This window comes from Massilia sp. CMS3.1 (assembly GCF_051262535.1).
In the GTDB taxonomy this organism is placed as follows: domain Bacteria; phylum Pseudomonadota; class Gammaproteobacteria; order Burkholderiales; family Burkholderiaceae_D; genus Telluria.
Genome location: NZ_JBIMES010000007.1, coordinates 87141 through 107800, shown reverse-complemented (window position 1 = coordinate 107800; position 20660 = coordinate 87141). Strand labels below are relative to the sequence as shown.

At 58.2% G+C, this 20660-nt stretch carries 10 protein-coding genes and 1 tRNA gene; 1 reads left to right on the top strand and 10 read right to left on the bottom strand.

Translation table 11 applies throughout. The features are described 5' to 3' along the window. Positions 1–151: 151 nt before the first annotated feature. From dpdD to dpdE, 8 genes are read right to left on the bottom strand one after another with little or no spacing between them, the layout of a single operon-like run. Entirely contained in the window at positions 152–2410 is a 2259-nt protein-coding gene (gene dpdD, locus ACHAC9_RS13010) for a protein DpdD (protein ID WP_435760422.1), read from the bottom strand. Between the two features lie 8 nt (positions 2411–2418). Continuing rightward, a complete protein-coding gene (gene dpdK, locus ACHAC9_RS13005) occupies positions 2419–2943 on the bottom strand; it encodes a phospholipase D-like domain-containing protein DpdK (protein WP_435760421.1) in 525 nt (174 codons plus the stop codon). Beyond that, complete coding sequence (gene dpdJ / locus ACHAC9_RS13000; protein WP_435760420.1) at positions 2940–7496, bottom strand: protein DpdJ; 4557 nt, start codon at positions 7494–7496, stop codon at positions 2940–2942. Before dpdJ ends, dpdK begins: the two co-directional genes overlap by 4 nt. Before the next feature lie 10 nt (positions 7497–7506). Beyond that, positions 7507–8211, bottom strand: a complete 705-nt coding sequence (locus ACHAC9_RS12995) for a hypothetical protein (RefSeq protein ID WP_435760419.1) — start codon at positions 8209–8211, stop codon at positions 7507–7509. Beyond that, positions 8202–11294: a protein DpdH gene (gene dpdH / locus ACHAC9_RS12990; protein WP_435760418.1), complete on the bottom strand. Its 3093-nt coding sequence runs from the start codon at positions 11292–11294 to the stop codon at positions 8202–8204. Before dpdH ends, ACHAC9_RS12995 begins: the two co-directional genes overlap by 10 nt. Further along, a complete protein-coding gene (gene dpdG, locus ACHAC9_RS12985) occupies positions 11291–12208 on the bottom strand; it encodes a protein DpdG (RefSeq protein WP_435760417.1) in 918 nt (305 codons plus the stop codon). The genes dpdH and dpdG overlap by 4 nt, the downstream gene beginning before the upstream one ends. Then, positions 12205–14763: a protein DpdF gene (dpdF, locus tag ACHAC9_RS12980; RefSeq protein ID WP_435760416.1), complete on the bottom strand. Its 2559-nt coding sequence runs from the start codon at positions 14761–14763 to the stop codon at positions 12205–12207. Before dpdF ends, dpdG begins: the two co-directional genes overlap by 4 nt. Continuing rightward, entirely contained in the window at positions 14760–18059 is a 3300-nt protein-coding gene (gene dpdE / locus ACHAC9_RS12975; RefSeq protein ID WP_435760415.1) for a protein DpdE, read from the bottom strand. The genes dpdF and dpdE overlap by 4 nt, the downstream gene beginning before the upstream one ends. A gap of 401 nt (positions 18060–18460) precedes the next feature. On the opposite strand from dpdE, the gene ACHAC9_RS12970 reads away from it, so the two are divergent. Next, complete coding sequence (locus ACHAC9_RS12970) at positions 18461–18871, top strand: hypothetical protein (RefSeq protein WP_435760414.1); 411 nt, start codon at positions 18461–18463, stop codon at positions 18869–18871. A 254-nt stretch (positions 18872–19125) separates the two neighbouring features. Here ACHAC9_RS12970 and ACHAC9_RS12965 read toward each other — a convergent pair whose 3' ends face one another. Both ACHAC9_RS12965 and ACHAC9_RS12960 read right to left on the bottom strand, forming a co-directional pair. After that, complete coding sequence (locus tag ACHAC9_RS12965) at positions 19126–20403, bottom strand: tyrosine-type recombinase/integrase (RefSeq protein ID WP_435760413.1); 1278 nt, start codon at positions 20401–20403, stop codon at positions 19126–19128. A gap of 165 nt (positions 20404–20568) precedes the next feature. Beyond that, positions 20569–20658, bottom strand: a tRNA-Ser gene (locus ACHAC9_RS12960). Positions 20659–20660 lie beyond the last annotated feature (2 nt).

The window sequence follows — 20660 nt, the reverse complement described above, 5'->3', positions numbered from 1 at the left end:
AGGTTTAGGGCAAAATCGCAAATTCAAGGCAAACCCTCGGAATTTCCGAGGGCCAAAGAGAGCTCCATCTATGGCCGACGGCATGCCGAATTAAGAATCTGCGCACTTCCGCTGTCGACGGTCGGTAAGATAAATCAAAGAAGCGCCACTACTACTTGACTCTACGAAGAATCGCATCCTCAGCCGCCGCCAATGCCGCCTGCAGAATACTTGCGGAGCCTTTCCCCACAGGCATATGTATGGGACGCCCTTTCCTGTATTCTTTTATACAAAAGAAAGCTTGGTGCTTACTACTACGCCATGCGAAAACAAAAATGTCAGCCTTTGCAGCGAGATGCCGGAGGCGGTCAGTGGCGACACTGTCTCCATTGACTTCAATTTGTGCATTTGGAAGCATAGTACGCAACACATCACGGGCGCGCAGTCCAGCCTGTTCAGTTAGGGTGTATATCGCTATTAGGCCCGCAAAGGTCCCAACGTTTGCGCCTATTGCCGCGATGGGATCAGGCCAATCAGACAACAACTCTTGGCAGCCAAAATCCAATGATAACAGGCGAATTATGCTGCGTTGAGCGCTGGAAACTCTGTGACTACTCTCACGCATGAGACCTTGTACCGCAGAAAAAAAACGCAGGCGGCATTCCGAATCCGGGGCCGGATGAGTGGCAAGAATCTCAGCAAGATTGAGCGCCCAATCAATGTTGGTTGCGGCCCGATTTGCGGAAAGAATTTCTCCGAGATCTTCCACCACATCCGCATACGATTGCTTATCCGGACCTACGCTCAGAACAACCTGAACCAAGGATGCCACTAACTCAAGTTCATCCGGCGACGCGCCGCCGTTCCAGGTAACCATCTTCACCAGCATACCGTAGAGCGGCACGAAACCACGCACCGGGCGGGATGTGCGATGCACGAAGAATTCGACAAATTGGGGAAATGCGTCTCTAAACACCGCACCTGCGGGACTGTCGGCGTTGCCGACGATCGCCGCCAACTGTGCACACTTATCAGCCTCCCGCAGATAGTCTTCAATTGGCCAGCGTACCGCCGACTCGTTGAGCAAGGCGAGTGCGGTGCCACCGTAGCGGTGCTCGGCGACACCTTGCGCCCATTCTAGCCAATCACTCGCCGAAGTGATCGGCGTCGGATGAATTGAGGTTCCGCGCAAACGTGCTAGTCGCTGTTGATCGCGATCTCCAAGCATGGCAAAGATCGCATCCGGCGCGCCGTCAAAGAGTTCGAGCACTTCGGCGGTCAGCGCGGGGGCGCCGAACTCAACAGCGCAGCGCAGCAGTCCGGCATACCCGCGCTGGTCGGGCAGCACTTGCTTGTACCACGTCACGGCGATCTCATAGTTTTCGTCCGCCACCGCGAGGCGCGCCGCTTCCAACGGGTCAACCGCCGGCGAACTTTCCGGAAACGCCAGCAATTGATCCGACCACCGTTGCAGCAATGCCCGGCCGAAAGGGTCATCAGGGAATGCGGCAATGGTGGCAGCGCAACGCGCTTGATCAGGAACCTGACGCGTGGCCTCGTACAGGAAGAAGGCCTTTAGGACGTTCGCTTGCCGCACCCCCTTTCGCTCCTTGAACAAGGCGCCGAAATGCTTGCCGATGTGCTGCTCGAAGGCCGCCGCGACGCTACTTGCAGATTCCTCCTCGATGTCCTCAACGAAGGTCGCATACAAAGCGTCAACCAGGTCGACGATCGTTTGCGGCGGCAGCGACAAATCCATAACCGCCTTAAGCAGCGACGAATTGCGTGCAAGTTCCTGCTGCCGGTCCAGTCCCGCCAGCATTCTGACCTCGAAGTACTTGCGCTGTTCAGCGTTGACGCGTCCAGTGTCACACAGCGCTTCAAGCAACTTGGCCGCTGTTGCTTCGTTGCCAGCCAGTAAGGCCCGGTCGAAATCGGCGCGTAACTTGCCAAAGGGTTGCTGGGTGCGGTCCGGAGCATCGGGCCGCCGGCGCTGCAGTCCCAGATATGACGCCAGGGCACGAACAATGTCCGGCCGAACGTCGTCCGCATTCGGAACGATCCTAAAGACGAGATTGCCGAAACGCGCGCGCAGCGCCTCCTCGATTGCGTTTCCTGAATCGCATGGGTGAGGCTGCCCTCGGAAGTCACTGTAACTAGGCCCGACAAAGGCCATTAACTCCGCTGCCAGCGCAGTGGCCGCGGTCGAGTCGGTCGCCGCCGCGTACCAAATGCACGGCCCGTCCCGGTCGAAGACCGGAAGCACGATCACCTTCGCCTTGGGCTGCGAAAACAAGTCGATCCACGGAATGACCTGCTCCAGCCAAACCGGTGGGGCCGAGCGCGCGCTGAGCGCTTCCCAATGCATGGTGTTCGGGGCGCTGAAGAAGCGCTCCAGCCACGTTGGCTCAGGTGGCGAATTGGCCTGCATGTGACTCCTCACAAATACTGTTTAAATTCGAGCCTGGTCGCCGCCAAGTCTTCCGGGTCCAGCGAGAATTCGACCCATTCATCGTTGATCTGCATACCGTAGTAAGTCAAGTTCATCGACCCCATCAGTAAGCTGTTCGACAATAGCACCCCCTTAGTGTGTAGCTTTTCGCGCACCGTGATCGATACATAGTCCTCCAGAGCCAACTGCCGTGCCATATCCTGCAATCTGCCAATAAAAACCCGGTTGGTTTCGTCGCTGCGCGTGACCACATTGACGGTGGCACCGCGACTCATCAGCGCAATCAGGACATCAACCAGACGCACTTCGCGCCGCCCCCATTCTGGGTTCATGGAGTCGAAGTTACCGGACCTATTGTCGATCAGCACCACATTGCTAATCCACGGCGAAACGATCCATAAATCACCTTCCGACATCAGCATCTCAGCAACAAACATCGATTGCAGCAGTTCGGCGATCGTAGTCGCACCGGCAGCCTGCGACTTGAAAATCCGTCGGTACAAATAAGTCATTGGGTAGCCTCAATCAGTTCAATGTCGGCTTCGATGGCATCGGCCGATTGCCGCACGCCCTGCAATCGCGCGAATGCGCGCACGTAGCCTGCGTCGATCGGATTCGTGACCAGAGCGTTGAGGGCCCTGCCGAGCAATTGGCGCTGGCTCTCCCGGCAGGTGAGCGTCACCATGCGGCCGAGTGCCAGATGTTCGGCCGTTCGCTCCAGCCAGTCAAGGTCCGCCACCGGGATCCGCACGCGGTCGTCTGCCAGTACTTCGGCCACCAGCAGGCGCTCGACGGTCGGCAGTTCGCAGAACGGGTTACGCACCTGTAGGGCAGACTGACGCACGGCACGTCCTCGCGCCCAAAGCAGTCCGTACACGGCACTCATGCGCCACGCGCGCCGATCCGTACCGAGCACCGCACTCATTTCCGGAATTATGCGGTCGATATCGTCCGACTGGCTCAAAAAATAACTCATCACGCGCGGATCAATCTCGATTCCCAGTCGGTCCTCAAGTGTGTCCCATTGCGCCAGCACGGCGGCCAAGTACTGATCGCTAGCCGGGCCTGAACCCTGGCGCAGCACGCGGTTGCCCATTGATGCGAAAAAGCCGTGGAAGGGAACGAAGCCGGCCTTTACCAGAGCTGACCGCAATTGTGGCATTCGCAGCACCATCTCATGTTGGCTACTGGCGCAGCGATACGCCTGCACCGTCTCCCCGACCTCCGAGTTCGGGTCGTCGGCGAGCGAGCGGATCACCCCCTTCAACTGGTGGTCGATCATTTCAAACTCGCCCATATCGAGGTTCGCGCGCACAATCGAAAAGAAGCGCCGCGGATCTTCGGCGTAGCGACGCATAAACTCCTCCACCAGTCCGTTCCCGCCGGGGCCGCGTTCGGTGAACCAGATCTCTGCCAGGGCAGGATCGAAGCCGATCGCTCCCGCTTCGTCGACTGGCCCACGGTCCAGATCGAGGTGCAGTTCGTCGGGATCGATGGTGGGGCACAGGTCTGCAATCGAGCGCAATAAGGCGGCGGCGAACGTCGACTGGAAGACTCCACGCAACCACGGCTCCCATTGGTCGTTCACTTGCTCCCACAGCACCGCAGCGGCCCGTTGCAATTCCACCACTACGTCGGCGCGCTGCAAGAATTCCTCAAGGTCCTGGCGCAACCGATCCTGCGGCAAGTCTTCGGAATCCTCCCCCTGCCCTTCGACCACGTTGGACTGAAACAGCAGTTGCAGCACGCCCAGGAGGGTGACACTGGCCGTGCCAGTCGCGAGCGCGCGAGCCGCCTCGTCCAAACCGTGGTCGTTCTGAATTGCATCGAACGTGACCGCTGACAGGAAAATCTGCGCCAGCCATTCGCGCATGAACGGGCTGGCGACCATCGCCAGCGAGCGACCATGCCAAGCAGCGTCAATAAAGCGTGCGGTGCGCAGCGCGCGCCACTTCTGCCCAGTGCCGCAGCGCGAGTACAACGCCTCGGGGATTCGAAGCCGGAACAGCACCGCATCGGCCGAAAAACTTGCCCCGAGTCCGACCGGTTCCTGTTCAGCCGCGAAACTGGTATCGATCCGACGCCGTTCCTGCCCCACGCCTACATCGGCGCGGGCGCCAACAGCGAAGCGGCGCACCTCTAGCGGCGAGTGATGCGCATGGCTGAAAAAGCCCAAGTTTTCAACGAGTTCAGGCCAGAGTCCGCCCGCAGGCGGCTGCAGCCACACCGGCTCGGCGCCGACGACAAACTGGGTATGCCAATTTAGCGACGCGTTCGACGAATCCTTCACGTTCTTCGGTGGCAGCACTGGGGCCAGTGTTACTGGGCGCCACACCGGCAGCGCGACCACTTTGTCGTCCTGGCGCATCAGGAAACGTCCGATCGGAACGTGGGTACCTATCGCGCTGATCTCGAGGTCGACTGCCCCCTCCACAAGATCCGAACTTGACTGCACATCGTTCGACGGCGGCAACCAGTGGCGCTCTGCCCGATGTTTCACCCCGTAGCGGCGGCTGACGCGGCCGGGCGCAAATTCGCGCAGCGCGGCAAAGACCGCCATCGCGTTCCGGTCGCGCAATCCATTGGTGCTCGAACCAGGCAAAGCGATTTCCACCTCAGCCAGGCTCAGGTTGGCAAACAGCGTCGCCGGGATGAAATCGGGGAGCGGATTGTTGGCGATGGTGAAATCGGCGTTCGGCTGTCCGCCAGCGCTCCATCCCGTCGCCAGGCGCCGCAACGCGGTCGGCAGCACGGTCGTCATCAGTGGTCGCGGATATTCCCACAACAGCGCCGACACTTCCTCCGCCGGCAAGTCCAATGCCCGTCTCAGATGATCCGCCAGACGCTGCGCGGCATTGTCCGACTCGAGAATCGTCCGCAGATGGTACTGCAGTTGCACCCGCCGCGACTCCTTCTTGACCGGGCCACTCAGGTCGGTCCAGACGCTGCCGCCCGCCCCACCCTGCAAGCTGGCGCCGAGGTAATCGATGGTCGCGTATACCGCCTGCATCCTCGTCAAGTAGCGGTTCGACAGCGGCAAGGTCCGCACCGGCAGTTCCGGATCGAACAGCAAATCGTAAGACTGGTAGGATGCGCGGTCGCGCCCGTAGTCGGACAGGACCACGGCTGTCCATGGGCGCATGCCGCGCGTGCGGCCAGCACGGCCCTTACGCTGCAGGAAGTTAGCCATGCCATGCGGCGCCTTGTGCTGGATGACCGCGCCGACGGACGGATCATCGAACCCGACTTCCAGCACCGCCGTGGCCACCACGACATCTGCGCCTGGATCGACGCCACGATCCTGCGAACTGACCCGCTTGACCGCCAACCGGCGCTGTAGATTCTGGTCACGCAACGACTCACAGAAGCGCCAATCCTGGCCATTCGCGTAACGCATCCGCGAACTGCCGGGAGAACGCAGCAATGCCAATCCGCCCGCAGGAGCATTACGGGTATCCGGCGCGCCTGAACTGGTGCGTCCCTCCGCGCTTAGGAGGTCAAAATACAGGCGATTGATGATATCGAGGTTGTCGGCGAAGACGAACGTCTTGCGCCCGAACGCACCCAGGCTCACCGAGCGCTCGCTATCCGCAGCCTGCGGATCAAGACAACGTTGCAGGAGCATCGTGGTCTGTATCGTCGTCGATAACAACGCCGTGCGCGACACCGGGTCACCTCGCAGCGCGATCAGGTACTCGGCGCCCTCGGCCTCGATCTCATTCGACAACGGCGAGACTTCGTCAACCAGAGTCCGCTTGCAGTTAGTCAGCACGGCGAAGAAATCGGCAGCCTCGCGTAGCGTGGCCGACAGACCGACGAAGCGTAGCGGGCACTTGAGCAGGCGCTGCCAACGACGCATTAGGTACGCAACCTGTGCGCCGTGCCGCCCCTCGTACGTGTGCACCTCGTCCATCAGCACCAGTTCTGGTGGGCGCAACGCACCGGGGCCAATGCCGAACAGATGCGACATCGAGTTGTCGGCCATCCGCTGGTTGAGCATTTCGGTCGTCGTGAAAAGCAGGTCCGGCGGGCGCTTCTTGATCGTCTCGCGGGTCAATGGGAATATCTCACCATCGAGCGTAAAAGTGCAGTCGGCGCACTCCAGTCGCTCGCGCCCAACGTTACGGTCCGCCGCGCGCCAGCGCATTTCGCCCGAACAGTGCAGGCAGGACAATACCGGACACACTTGATCGTCGCCCACTTTTGGCCATTCACAAAAGCGAGCCGAATGTGGGGTATCGCCAAACAGCGCCCCGACCCGCAGAGTGACTCGCTCGCGCATGGGCAGTGCCTCGGTCAGCGCCAACGATCGCCCCAGCACTTCGCGTAATTGGTCCTTCAACAATTCGGTACGCGGATATAGCGCCACCGCCTTCACCCATGGCCCCGCATGCAAGCCCGAAAGTAAGTGACGCACGATCGACGCCAGCGCCGGCAGGTAGAACGCCAGCGTCTTGCCGCTGCCAGTACCAGCGCAGACGATTGTCGCCAACGCTTGGTCTTCTTCGATACCGCGAATGATGCGCTGCGCCGCGCGCAATTGGAATCCGGCCAACGTCAGCGGCCGCCCACCAGGGCAGAGCAAGGCTCGCGCGGCAACCAGCATTGCGCTGCTCGACGTTACTTCTCCCAGTTGCCGCAGCACTGATTCGGCCGACACATCCCGGCGCGGGTATTCGCGGCGTCGGCGAAGGAAGCGGAAATCCGCCACCAATGTCGGCGCGAGTTGCCATCCTGCCGGGCCGGCGTGTTTCGGAAACAATTGGCGCAGGCGCTGCAGCAAGCGCACCGTCTCTGCCATTCGCGAGCGGTAGCCGACCTTACCGTCGTCAAGTTCTACAACGGTGACCCACCTGCGCTCAAGCATCACCTCGATAACATCGTCGGCAGTCAAGAACACGTCCATCCCCGCGTCCAGCGCCTCGTCGACCAACGGCTCGATCAGCTTTACTATTTCGGGCTGGCTGAGAAAGCCGTCGACAATACCCCATGTCAGCAGGCGGGCCTCGCCATGCTCAACAAGGTCGAGTACCTTGGACAGGAATTTTTCGCGGTCTGCCGACATAATGATCCCCTCAGGCGCGCGCGCGCACCACAAAACTACCGAGCAAGCCTTGTACCTGCAGCCATTCGATGACCTCGGGCGTCAGCAAATTTAGGCTTGCGCCAGTCGGTACCGCGTTAATAAACAATTCCACGGCCTTAGGCACATCCTCGACGAAAGTGATGCTCTTCAGCGCCTCCGAGCAACGGTGCACCGCATTGAGTTCCTCCACGGTGCTTGCGACCGTGTTACGGTAGCGCACGAATTCCTCAAATAGTCGGGCATACTGGACAAGCGCAAGCTTGTTGTCCGGCGTTTGCACTAGACCGACTTTGCGCTGCTCAGGCGGCAAACCGCCGAATAGGCGGGTGGCGAAATGGTTCTTCCAATCCTGTCGCTGCTCGACCTCGATTGCGGCAATAGCGCCGTCGAGAGCCGTCTGCAGTGCCTTCCAGTGCTGTCCCTGGGTCAGAGTGCTGGAATTGGTTTTCTCATCGAAGCGCTTACGTAGATTGGAAATCCCCTTGCGCATCGCTTTCGTGTCTGGGCTTGGCGTCAGGACCACGCCGTGCTCGCGCAGCAGAACTGCACGGGCCGCCAAGGTGTGCAGTTTCGTCGCCTTGGCTGAAAGTTCTTTGTGCAGGCCTAGCAAGGCGTCCGCCTCGTCCAGATTCTCCCGAGCCGCATTGGCGCTCTGCAGGCGCTCATGGGCCGCTTTTGCGTTCTCTAAGAGCATTCCTTTTCCTCTTTCACTTCCAGTGCATCCAAATCGCTGATAAGGCTATCGAAGGTGGTGCGAATCCCGTCAGCCTGCGCACCTATGTCGAGCCCCTTTGTCTGCCCCTGAAGCATGTCGGCGTGACGTCGGGCGGCAAATGCCACTTTACTTGCCGTCGTCACGAAATTAACTGCGACTATCAACGGATTGACATCCAGTTGCGCAATCCGACTGAGTGCCTTCCCGTCGTTTTTCTGTTCATCGAGTTGCGCCGTAGTCAATGTGCCGAGCGCTTCTTTTAGGGCGCCGGTGCGAAAGTCCTCGCACAAGCGCAGGAAATCCGCGACGGTCATGCCCAAATCATCTTTGTGCCAGATAGCTAACTTCTTCATTCCCTCCGTCAGTTCCTTTAGCGCGCCAGCTACCTCCGCCTTGTCGAAGCCTTCGCCCAATTCGGACAGCAATACTTGCTGGAGTCGGATCGCCTCCTTCAAAACTTTCTTAGCCCGGGTGTCCACAGCAATTTCGCGCATGTTTTGCAATACGACGCGCAGCGCAGCATCCACCTCGAGAACATCGAGATCGACTCGTTCATCATCGGCGGGGAAATACTCCAGAATGCGAATAATGTCGATCCCATTTGCGTTGCTGCTGGTTCCCTGGAAGCAGCCGCAACGCTCAAACAACATGTCGCGCAACTTTCCCCGAATTGATTGAGCGCTATCCTGCAAGGTCCGCCATTCGATGATCGCCGGATCCGCATTTTCCGACGGCCGGTTACCAAGTGTCGCCTCTGAGTATAAGAAGGCCGACAGTGCGGCCGGCGTGCGGCCGAGTTCGAATAGACCCAGCACACGGCTGTTAGTCGCCAGGAGCTTGGCAGCATTTTGCAATTGGACCTTTACCTGCCCCCTGACAAGTGCCAGCGCTTGCGGCATCAACCGCCTCACCAAATTACCGATCCGAGCAAGGTCGTCGTCGACTTCCTCGTAGTCTGTCTTCCGATTATTGAATTTGTAGAACCGCAGAAGTGCAACTAGATCCGTCCGTAATTGACCATCTGGGTCGTGATGGTCGGGCGCTAGCCGGATCGCATCGTTGCGTATGCCCGCTTCTCCGCCGGCGTGAGGAATTGAAATCCGGTTGGCGCGAATCGCCAGCTTGACGCAGCGCTCAGCATTCCAGTCGATGCGCTCGGTGATCGCTTGTTCCAGCGCCGCGCGGATTTGATTCGCGGTGTTTTGATCGAGACGAACCTCTTTTTGTACCCAGTTCTCCAGCGCCGTCCTTAAATCGGATACCTGTTCAGTCTCTTGCGGCGGCGCCGCGATAGTTCTTTCATTGTCGCGCGGTGCGGTCCGCGCCGGCAATACCGGGCGCGGCGGCGGCGCCGCGATTCCAGGCGGCTCCAATCCGAACGCTTTGAACACCAGTGGCTGGATACGTCCGACTTCGGCTCGGGTAATTGGTCCATCGCCCCAAATCGTGACCAATCGTTCATACCTGCGGCGCTGATCGGTCGAAACATGCAGACTCGCTAGCCACTGCGCCACTTCGGCCGATGGTACCGGCGCGACAAGGTTGATCGGAGGGAACGACCCGCTTTCATACGCTAGACGCCCGACTAACAACACATTGCGCAGTATGTGGTCAATGACGAAACGGGGCGTAAATACTAATGCGTTCCCCTGGGTAAGTGCCATCCGCGCCAACCGCTCGATGGCCAGGTCGTTAAACGGGAACAACGATACGCCGTCGATGGCGCCGAATGCCGCCAGTTCGTCCGAACCGGCGGCATCGTCGTCGACGAATGGTTCGATCCATGCGGTATCCCCCGACCAGTTCTTTCCCTGCTTAGCATAGCGAGTTTCAAGTTTCAGGTGCCCCCAACGCGCCGCATTCAGGTAGGAAGCGACAAGGCGCTTAGTCCGGTCCAGAACTTCCTGCTCGCTGGCCAACTGACTTTCGACGATCCACTCGCGCTTCGCCCGTGTAGCGATCGTGTCATGTCCGGCGAGATAGCCGTCGGTGACCGCAATCGCCGAGCGCATTGTCGCCAGTTCGCGCCTACCGTCGCGTACCCCTTCCTGGATCAGTACGTGCAACAGAGTATCTTGAATTCCGGTGAGAGCCTTGAAGTCTTCGACGAGAATTACCAGTTCGCGCCCGTCATGCAGCAACAATTTTCGGATCTCGATGATAACGTCCTGCAGGGACATCCCCCCGATAGCTTCATGCAACTGGAACAACAAGCGCATCGCTTGGTCCACAACGCGGCCGTTGAGCAGGTCAGCAGCAACCTGCATGCCGGCTCCGCCGTTGGCCCGCAATACGGACTGATAATATCGTTGCGTGGATTCGGCTGCCTTGCCTATTTCAATGGTATCTGGCAGATTGAAGTCCGTGGCCGTAAAGTCGACGACCCGCGGCATTCCTTCCTCTTCGCGATGGCCTGCAACCACTCGCTTAACGATCTTCGGGAACACATGCTGACGAAAATATTCGACTACCATCGGGTCAGCCATCAACTTAGGCAGCGCAAGGGCGTGGCCAAGCTTTTGTTTGCAAAGTTGGTTGGTTGGATTCGCCAACGCCTCTTGGCGCAGGTCCACAGCAAGGTCGCGTAGCGCAATTTCCAGGTTCGCTTGGAAGCTGATCGCGGCGGTGTCGATGTCCACGTCCGCCATTGCCGTCTTAAATGCCTGCTTTACCTGTGCGAAACCATCGTCAGGCAATGGCTCGAGGATCAGTTCGACGACTCGACGCAGGCTGGCACTCTTCGGAATCCGAATCACGACGAAACGGCGCGCGCTATCGTCACTTTTCAGGCGTGCCGCCAACAGGCGCACCAAGTGCGATTTCCCAACGCCGGAGGCACCCGTAATCGGCACCAAGTGTGCTCCCATGGGTACGTCAGGGGTAGTGAAATATTGGTACAGTTCGTCTTCAGTGGTGGCGATTTTCTCTGCAGAACCGATCCTGTAGCTCAGCGGCGAAGGCTGGTGCACCGCTAGCAGCACCGCATCCTGCGCGCCTTCCGCTTCCGGTTTGATGCATTGATCCACTTCGTCGGAAGTGGGCCAGTATCGTGTCAGGTTCATGCCCTATCTCCCGCCAGTCGCACTTGCGTGAACGATGCCCAGGTGCGGTAATCCCGTCCGCTTAGCTTGACCACTGCACCGGCATCGGCCAAGGTCTCGAGCTTGATGGTGCCGTCCAAATCGAGTCGCCGCAATGCAAACGACAGCGACATAGACAAATGTCCCGACTCCGGCCCACGCCAACGATCGGAACGAAGGTTTGCCTCTACCTCCTTGCGATAGGTGCCACCATCGAGGACCGGCAGACGCGCGCCCAGTGCACCGATGAAAGCTTCAGCCGCCATCGCTTTCCCATTTCCTATGATGTGCGGCAATTCGTCGCGCACTGCTTCGGTTGGGTCGAACAAGAAACTACTGCCATCACCGTTGCCGAATCCGAGGTAACGGGCCCATGGCCGTAACCCGGGCCAACGGCCGTGATTTAGAAAGATGAATCGCGCCGTCGTCGCCTGGGAACGATCAAGTGCCTCAATATCTTTTCCGCCCTCGGGCAGACTGTATATGTCCTGGGCCAGCGCCCAAGCCAAGCCGCGCGCAAAATCGGCGGCACGACCGACACCTTTTTCCGTTGGGTCCTCACCGGTTCCCCACAGCGGCAGGCAATGCTGATCCTGCAAGACAAGCCGCCGACAGGTTGCAGGCAGTCGGTCGGTCAATTCGTCGATGGCGAACCCTCGTTTTAACTCGAGATTGACGCGGATCGCGTCAGCCTCTTGAATGAAAAGACCCAACTCAATCCATCGCGCCAGTGTGGTCCGCAGTCGAGCCACATCCCGATCTTTGCCATCATCGCCCGGCGCGGCGCACACCCGAATGAGTTCGTCCCTGTTAATCGGGCCGAACTTAGCCGCCACGCGAGCCAGCACAATGAGCTGCGCATGCAGTCCGTCGTTTGTGAGATTAATGATTGTCATTGGATTATCACAGGTAGCAACTGCTGAAGGTAGGCCGCATTCTGCATGACGTCCGCCAGCTTGCGCAAAGGGTTGGTCGGATCAAGTAGGCCGCGCGGCAGTAACACGATGTGGTTCGGCCGCTCCAGAAAGCGTACGCGTTCAAGTAGCGACATGGCTGATTCAGTGTCGAGCACGGTCACGCGCGCTAGCGGCGTATATGGTTCGACATCGAGTTCGGCGAAGCTCCGATGCAGAACCACGCCGTCCGGTGCGCGTCGGTAAAGCCGATTCCATTCCTGTGATTTCGCCAACGCACTGTCCGCGCGCACGGCGACCTCCCGTACGCCGCATTCCTGAACTAACCAGCTTACAAACTTCAGGATCGCCGTGTTGATCTCCTTCGCCGGCTGATCGTCATCGTAAAACACATAGACAAATGTAGGGTCGAGCCATGGGAAGAGCCGCGTCCAGCCTTCGAACCGAGCCGCCTCAGTGACCTGCAGCAACGTCGGGACGGGCATCCGATACTCGCGCACCATGTCGCTGGCGCAACGGTCCTGCGGGCAGCCTCCACAGACGCGCGTTACTGGCACGAACCAAGGTCCGGAATTGACTTGGTACAGTTCGGCCAATGTTGCGCCAACTTCGCGGCCATCGTTAAGAATCCCGCTCATCAGCGCCAGATTGTGTCCCGCCGCCATCAGGGTGGAATTACGCGACATGGTCACACGTTTTTCCCACACCTCGGGCAGTCGATGTCCATCATCTTCGAAGCGAACGCGGATGCTGGCCATGGCGGCTAGCAATGACGAGGCTTCGTCCAGGTCAGCATCGTCTGCCTGTACTGCTGCACCGACGTCGAGCGAGATCAAGCCGGCGCGCGCCATCAGGATTAGGGTGCGCATGTTCCAGTTAACGTTGTATTCACTGGTTCCGCTCAGCTTTGCCCGCCGCGCTTCGATGTCGATTTCGAATACGCTACCATCCTCGGTTGCACGGCAAGTCTGGTACATCGCCTTCCAGCGGTTAATTCCAAGTTCCTGAGTCACTATCGTCGGCCGAGCCAATCGTTTCGGGAGCCTCCAGTCTTGATCGTCGTACACTAGCAGGCTAACGCACGGACGTCCGTCTCGTCCACCGCGTCCAACTTCCTGGTAGTAGCGGTCAAGCGTCTCGGGAATAGTGGCGTGGATTACGGTGCGTACGTCGCTTTTGTCGATGCCCACGCCAAATGCGGACGTTGCGATGATGCCATCCAGTCGATCGCCAACCCAGTCATGAATGATTTTTGCGCGTTTGCTGGCTGGGGTGGTTCCGTCAAAGCACGCAATTCGAACTAGTCCGACCCGCTTAAGCAGCGCTCCCCATTCGCGGATCTCCGCATGGGTTGTCACGTACAGAATGAACGGTCGCGGGGCGTGGCGCAGCGCTTCGAGCACACGCTCCTCCTTCTCCGCGCGCGACTCGGCCTTCGAGAACCAATATTGCGGCTCCGGACGAAGGTGCACGGCCGAGACAATATGCACGCGCTCGCGCGGGCCAAATAGCGTGGCCAACGTATCAATTGTCTCCAGCGTGAACGTCGCGCTCAGCAACACCGTTCGGAAGCCATGTGGTGAAACGCGCAATAGGTTATTGCGCAACCCGGCCAATATCTGAAACGCGGGACGAAACGCATCCCCCCATCCGGTAACTAGATGCGCCTCATCGATCACCAGATACTGCAGCATTCCCGCACGCGCAATGTCAGTGATGGTGCCAAGCAGTGTCGTCAATAACGACTCGGGGGAGGTGAACAGGATGCGCTGGGTGCCTTCACGCAGTCGGGCGCGAATCTCGGCGCGCTTGTCGTCGGCTAAACCACCATACCAAGCCAATGGCCACACCTTTTTCACGCCGTCGGTGCGCCTGATGTACTCGCCCATCGCTCTTTCCTGGTCCAACGCAAGCGCAACGGTAGGCACGACGAATATCGTCAGTACACCTTCAAGCTTTCGCACCAGCGCAGGCGCCTGCCCGACCAGGCTCTTGCCCGAACCAGTCGGCAAATTGACCAGCAACGTATCGCCCTGCTTCATCAAGAACACCGCGCGAACCGCCTCCCTCTGGCCCGGCGACGAGTACGAGGTGAAACCGGTCGCCTGCTGCACGAAGGGATCGGCGACGCATTCTCCGGGAGTGCGCACCTCTTTATCGCAGTACGCGTCCTGAAATACACCTTCGTCGGAAGTGAGCCAGTCGGGATACCATGCCTGCGCCGAAAGAATGAACGCGCAGGCGCCCGCCCCTATAGGTTGAACGCCATGCTCCTCCCACGCCGACGCCGACGGCCAGCCATGATCGGAGGGCACCCGCAAAACTGTCATTTGGCCGCTTCGTGCACTCTCCGCCAGCAGGCAGTGACGCACCAACGGTTGGAGGTCAGCCGCCAACGGCGCCATTGAACCGTGTTCACGCGCCGCGTGCAGCAGTTGGGACAGGCGCGCGTATATGCCATCCTGAAAATCGCAGTCTGGGATAGGCGCGCTGCTATCGTCGATCAGCGCTTGCAGGTCAGCAAAACCAAACGTCATCGCCCATTTCCCATCAGGGCGTCAAGTACCGAAGGTGACTGTTCTGCCAAAAACACGACGCCGGTCACGTCCACCTTCACCACGGGGTTAGCGATCCCTTCATACAAAGCATCGTTCAGACGCTGCTCCAACTCGAACTCAACACTTTCCGCTTCTGCTTCGGCGCCTTCCAGCGACCGAATCCGAGTGCGCATCTGTGCGTGACGCACGTCGTCTTCGGCGCGAGCCCGCGCAAGCGCGGCGCGCTTGCGTGTCGCTAGTTCTGGCCGCGCTAGGACCAGAACGTAAGCCCGGTCATTCATCCGCAGGCAGCGTTCGTGCCAATTCCCGAATACCTCCGGTGCTTGCCGCTTCAATGCGCGAAAATGTTCCGCGCCCAGATTCTTGTCGATGTAGCCAGCGCCCCCATCCTTCGCATATTCAGGTGTGAGGAAACGGTCAACCACCTCCCGGGTTACTTCGTCGCCGTCCTCATCGAGCCAGACATGGATGATGAACGGGGCAAGTAGGCCATCGCCGCGGCGGACCAAGACGGCCCGCGCCGCCATTTGCTCCTCGCCAAGGTGCTCGGCCATGACCGCCTCGGCCTTGTCCAGTGCCGTCTCCACCATGAAATCGAAGCGGAAATACATCTTGAATTCACCCGGCGTCAACCCGTCGTGCATTTGACGCCACAGCGCAAAACTTCGGCCGCGATCATCGAGATCGGAAAACGCCTTGACCGCCTCGACGAATTCGTCCCCATAGCGTAGTAGTCGCACGCCGCGTCTGACCGCAAGTGTTCGGTGCGCCATGTGGGCGAACGAACGTGGCTCAGCAGCCCGACTGCCCGGCGCCTCGTAATCAATTGCTCCCAAAAAGTCATTGAGGAAGTCCCCCAACGGGATCAAAGTGGCTTTGTTCTGCGACTCAGGCGGATGGTAGTGTAGACGCACTGGCCGTTCTATCGGTACCGTACCCTGCCCTTCTGGTTCCTGTACCGCCGAAAACAGCAGTGTATCTACAATCCAGAACAGCATCGCATGCCGGATCTTTTTCCAGTCGCCGTCGACTTCAAACAAATTCTCCGTCTCATTCTCGGATAGGGGCGACAACTCGTCCAGCGCATCCTGCTGGTCGATAAGTTTCATTTCGGATGCGACCAAACCATCTGGGCCTGCGAGGCGCGCAGTTAATTCTTGCAGCGCCTCGGGACCGCCGGCAAACAAGTGGCCCTTCAGACGACCGAGTTCGTCCTCTACCAAATACTGCAAGCTGGAAATCGACCGATTGAAAACCCCCCAGCCTTCTCGCAGCACGCTGAACCAGGCCTGCTGCAGCGATGCGCCTTCGTCGCAAAGCACGTACGAATGGACCTGGTTCCCTGCCCCGTAGCGATCGACGCGTCCCATTCGTTGCTCGATGCGGTTCGGTTGGAACGGTAGGTCGAAGTGGATGACCGCTCTATCGCCGCCTTGCAAATTGAGTCCCTCCTCGGCCGCCTGGTCGCAGACAATAACTTTGACCTCCGGATCGGTCAGGAACGAGGCCCAGGACTCCACTAAGTCAAGATCAACATCCGGGTCCAATTCAACCTTGTGACGCACCGCATTTTCCCTGGCGGCATTGAGCTGACTGAATACCGCATCGGCCGTGTACACACTTGAACAAAAAAGGACTACCTTAATCTTGCCCGGTAGCGAACGAAGCCTCTCGATCAAATGGGCGCAGCGCGCGGCCAGCCAGCGTTCTCTGTCCCATAAGGTGGCGATGTGTTCAAGGTATTCGTCTTCGTGCTCGAAGCGTCCGTCGGTTTGACCGCCGGGCCAGGCCACCAGCGCGCGCCGTTGCGCGCATAGTTTCGGCAACAAGTCCGGATTCTCGACACAAGCAGCCACAAGCTCCCAATAAAAATCGCCCAGCGCCTGCCCTGCTGACGTAGTGGCATCTGTGCCCAACGCGACCATTGCAGCGATGCGCCACGTTTCCAATGCCGATTCGACGCGTACCAGTGGCGACTCCACAACCGGACAATAGTCCCCGCCGCTGCGGTCAGGAGTTAGACCCTGGACTTGCTTGCGCCGATTGCGCAGTATCCTCCGGTTGAGCCGGTAGGTTTCTGAAATGTGCGCGCGCAGTCGACGGATCCCAGCAACCAAATCGGGATCGTCCTCCTCTGGCATCGCCAGAAGTTGATTTTTCAGTTCAACAACGAGGCAACTCAACCGTTCGTCATTTGGAATGCGGACCAAGAGGTCGTCAAGTGATTGATCCATGAACAGCGCGTGTTCCGGAGACAGCAAGGCCACAACTTCAGCAAGCGCTTGGCGGTGGTCGATCTTAATCTTGAAGCGCTCATAGTCCTCGAGCGGGTAGACCACCGGATCGAGCAGGTGCAGCATACGCAAGAACCCGGCCTCATTACGCACAATTGGCGTGGCCGAGAGCAGCAGAAGACGTTCCGTGGTCCGCGCTGCACGCTGGAGCAATGCGTATAGTTTTTGAGTCTCCGCTGAGCCGTTAGGGTCAGCTACGTGATGCGCCTCGTCAATCACCACTAGCGTCGCACCCTTAAGTCCGGCGGCCTGCTCCACGCCAGCAACATGGGGCAATACAAACACGGAATCATCGAGAAAGACCTTCATCCCGAATCGGAACACCAATTCGTGCCGCCACTGCCTCACCAGAGGGGCAGGCACCAAGATCACAACCCTGTGCATGGGATTGTCGAGCACTGCCTGCCGGATAACGACGCCAGCTTCAATAGTCTTTCCTAAGCCAACCTCATCGGCTAGCAGGTAGCGCTGCGACGAATCGTTCAGTACGCGCCTGACAACACCGATCTGATGCGACTCCAACTCGATCGATGATGACAGCAATGCCTGAAGCCCAAACACCGCGCCGCGTTGATCGATATAGTTTTGCAAAAAATCAGAGCGCGCTTGAGAGTACTGTGGGGTTTCTGTGATGAAGCGAGCGAGATACACCACTGGATTGTCGATCGGATGCTTCCACCGAACGAAAACGTCGCGGTAATTTATATACCCGTCTTCCTTGTGCGTGAACCTGACGTACAGTCCCTCGCCATCGTCTTCCGTAACGCGGGCGACCCTCCAGCGACTATCGAGTTCGCTGAACACGTAAACCCGTGTATTGCGCCCCAGACGCCGCAGGAATACCGACGATTTGGATACCTGCCGCCGCACTCTGCCGTCCTGGGCCGGCGAATCGAAATATTCGATGGTGCAGACGTTACCTACGGTCTCGAGCAGCTTGCCCAGTCCATCACTCTCGTGTCCCTCAATCAGGCAAAACATCGTTCAATCCTCTTACTCTGTATCGCACTGTTTGCACGTGCCTAGGAGGTGAACCCAACCAAGCCGCTACAAGGTTTGAACAAAGCATAAGATTACCATATGTCAACTCAATTTAATCAATGATGATGGCTGCTGGAGGTCTTTTAAGCGGCTTTAGCCCCCAAGCTTTCGCTCCCCCGACTTGGCCATCCTCCGCGTGGCAATTTATAGAATCCAAATATCTCGCCTGGACTTCCAGAAGTCGATGGGCCAAGTTCGCTCGATGCTCAGTTCGCCCACACAGTTCGTACGCGCAGTGCCTGCAGGCTTTTCTCAAACGCCGAACTTCCGCCATATACGTTATGATCTTGGCGACGAACTTTGTAGCTACTGTGCACCCTTTTGATGTTTTAGGAAAATTTATGGATACCAAGTCTCAGGCTTTTTCCTCCGAGGAAAACGTGCAGGAAATTGCGAAAGCGATCATCCGAGTATCAGATGCAATCCATCACTCACTGAGGCGCATGTCTCCACATGTCATAAGTAACAGCCAAATCACCTCATATGCCCTACTTACTGAGGAGTACGCGCTTCGAGCGAGAGCCAATATCTTACTTATCGACGCAAGAAGATTTGTCATCCCGGACTTTAACTTTCCTCAAGGCGAGCTAGTGGACTTTTTGTCCAAATTGGAAATGAAGTTTGGCGAGATCGGCGACATCAACGAATTGTCCGAACTGCTTGTTGGGATGATGCTTTTTGCAAACTCAATTGTTTCGCGCAAGAACAGCGTCATCTTTTTCTTGCTCGAGAACCTAAGAAGCCATATGTAACCACTTAGTTTTGGCTGATACTGCCGCGCGTGACTCCAACAAGGAATATACAGTGGGCGCGCTAAAAAAATCCGCACTCTTCGCCTCTCGTGCGAAGAATTCGTTACGACTATTCTTGCAACTATACGCGTAACCGGTCTTGAAGACCCTGAACACTTGGGAGTCTGAGGTTCGCAAAGGGCCAGCACGGTCTTCCGAGACCACGTGATCTGCGCGGCACAGCGAGTTAACGATATAGCGGTACTGTAAACAGCTCATAACGCTGTCACATGTAGGCTGACGCGCGCGATCTCATTGACGCTCGCTCCTCGCCCGACGAGATCAATATAGTCAGCGTAGGCTTGCATCATTCTCTTCCGCTCATCAATGAATTGTTCCCGGTCGTAGGCTTCGCCGTATTCGTCATCCGACCCGTGCGAAAGTTGTCGATTGACGATTTCATGCCGGTAGCCGAGCTTCGCCTTGATCACGCCCATTGCCAGTGAGCGAAATCCATGTCCGGTATGCCTTCCACGGTATCCCATCCGTTTTAGCGCTTGTAGAATGACGCCGTTGGACGCTGGCTTCGTATGGTCGTTGCGGTTTGGGAAGAGGTAGGTGCCGCCGCCTGTAATTCTGTATAGTTCACGCAATAGCTCCCACCCTTGTCGGGGTAGATTCACGTGATGATCAAGTTTGCGTGGATTGACTTTCTTCTTGCCCATCTTCATGCGCTGCCATGGGATCACCCAGGTCTCGTTCAGCAAGTCAATTTCGGTCCAAGGCGTTTCCACCAATTCGCTGGTACGAACGAACACAAGCAGCATAAGGCGCATCAGGATGCGAGTAGGCAAAAACATCTCCGCCTCGTTCAATTGCATGGCCTGCAAGAATACCGGCAGTTCGTCGGTTCCGATGGCGGCGTGGTGCCCTCTCGCTCGTGGCTTCAGTGCACCGCGCAAGTCCGGCACAGGGTTGTATTTCACTACGCCTTTTGCAATGCCAAAGCGGAAAATCTGACTGCAGAGCTGGCCCAACCTGGCTGCCATGTCCACCGCGCCACGTTTCTCGACTTGCCGCAACACGTCGAGCAATAGCGGCGCATCTACCTCAGTGATTGGCCGGCTTCCTATCAAAGGGAAGACATCGTTTTGCAGGCGGTTGATCGCCTCCTTGGCCGTGTTTTCTTTCCAGGTCTCGGACTTGTTCGCGTGCCATTCCCGGGCAATTGCCTCAAACGTGTTGGCGTTCGCCGCCGCTTTGATTTTCTTGTCGATCCGCTTCGCTTGCGCGGGATCGATCCCGGCCATGCGCTTCTTCTGTGCATCCATGCGCAACTGGCGTGCTTCCATGAGCGACACTTGCGGGTAGTTACCAAACGTCAATCTGGTATTTTTGCCATTGGGCTGGCGATAGCTCATCCGCCAGACCTTCGCCCCGGTCGGCTTGACCTCGAGATACATGCCCCCGCCGTCGGCGAGCGTGTAGGGCTTGTCCCTAGGCTTCGCGTTCCTGATCTGGATGTCTATAAGTGGTTGAGCTAGCTTCGGCATTTTGCATCCACGCTCCTGGCGACCCAGCGCCCGTGGATGCAAATATGGATGCAAAAAACAGGGATGTCAAGGTGGCGAATGAGACGTCAAGAAGCAAAAAACCCGCGCTCTCACTATGAGGACGCGGGCTGATGGGACTTGATGGGATGGTATGAAACACATCATTGGCGGAAGCGGTGAGATTCGAACTCACGAACGGGTTCCCCCGTCGGCAGTTTTCAAGACTGCTGCCTTCAACCACTCGGCCACGCTTCCTG

What these genes read in the sequence shown, in the direction of transcription:
- dpdH (WP_435760418.1), bottom strand. Translation starts at nt 11,294, where the DNA reads ATGAACCTGACACGATACTGGCCCACTTCCGACGAAGTGGATCAATGC.
- ACHAC9_RS12965 (WP_435760413.1), bottom strand. Translation starts at nt 20,403, where the DNA reads ATGCCGAAGCTAGCTCAACCACTTATAGACATCCAGATCAGGAACGCG.
- dpdK (WP_435760421.1), bottom strand. Translation starts at nt 2,943, where the DNA reads ATGACTTATTTGTACCGACGGATTTTCAAGTCGCAGGCTGCCGGTGCG.
- dpdJ (WP_435760420.1), bottom strand. Translation starts at nt 7,496, where the DNA reads ATGTCGGCAGACCGCGAAAAATTCCTGTCCAAGGTACTCGACCTTGTT.
- ACHAC9_RS12970 (WP_435760414.1), top strand. Translation starts at nt 18,461, where the DNA reads ATGGATACCAAGTCTCAGGCTTTTTCCTCCGAGGAAAACGTGCAGGAA.
- dpdE (WP_435760415.1), bottom strand. Translation starts at nt 18,059, where the DNA reads ATGTTTTGCCTGATTGAGGGACACGAGAGTGATGGACTGGGCAAGCTG.
- ACHAC9_RS12995 (WP_435760419.1), bottom strand. Translation starts at nt 8,211, where the DNA reads ATGCTCTTAGAGAACGCAAAAGCGGCCCATGAGCGCCTGCAGAGCGCC.
- dpdG (WP_435760417.1), bottom strand. Translation starts at nt 12,208, where the DNA reads ATGACAATCATTAATCTCACAAACGACGGACTGCATGCGCAGCTCATT.
- dpdD (WP_435760422.1), bottom strand. Translation starts at nt 2,410, where the DNA reads ATGCAGGCCAATTCGCCACCTGAGCCAACGTGGCTGGAGCGCTTCTTC.
- dpdF (WP_435760416.1), bottom strand. Translation starts at nt 14,763, where the DNA reads ATGACGTTTGGTTTTGCTGACCTGCAAGCGCTGATCGACGATAGCAGC.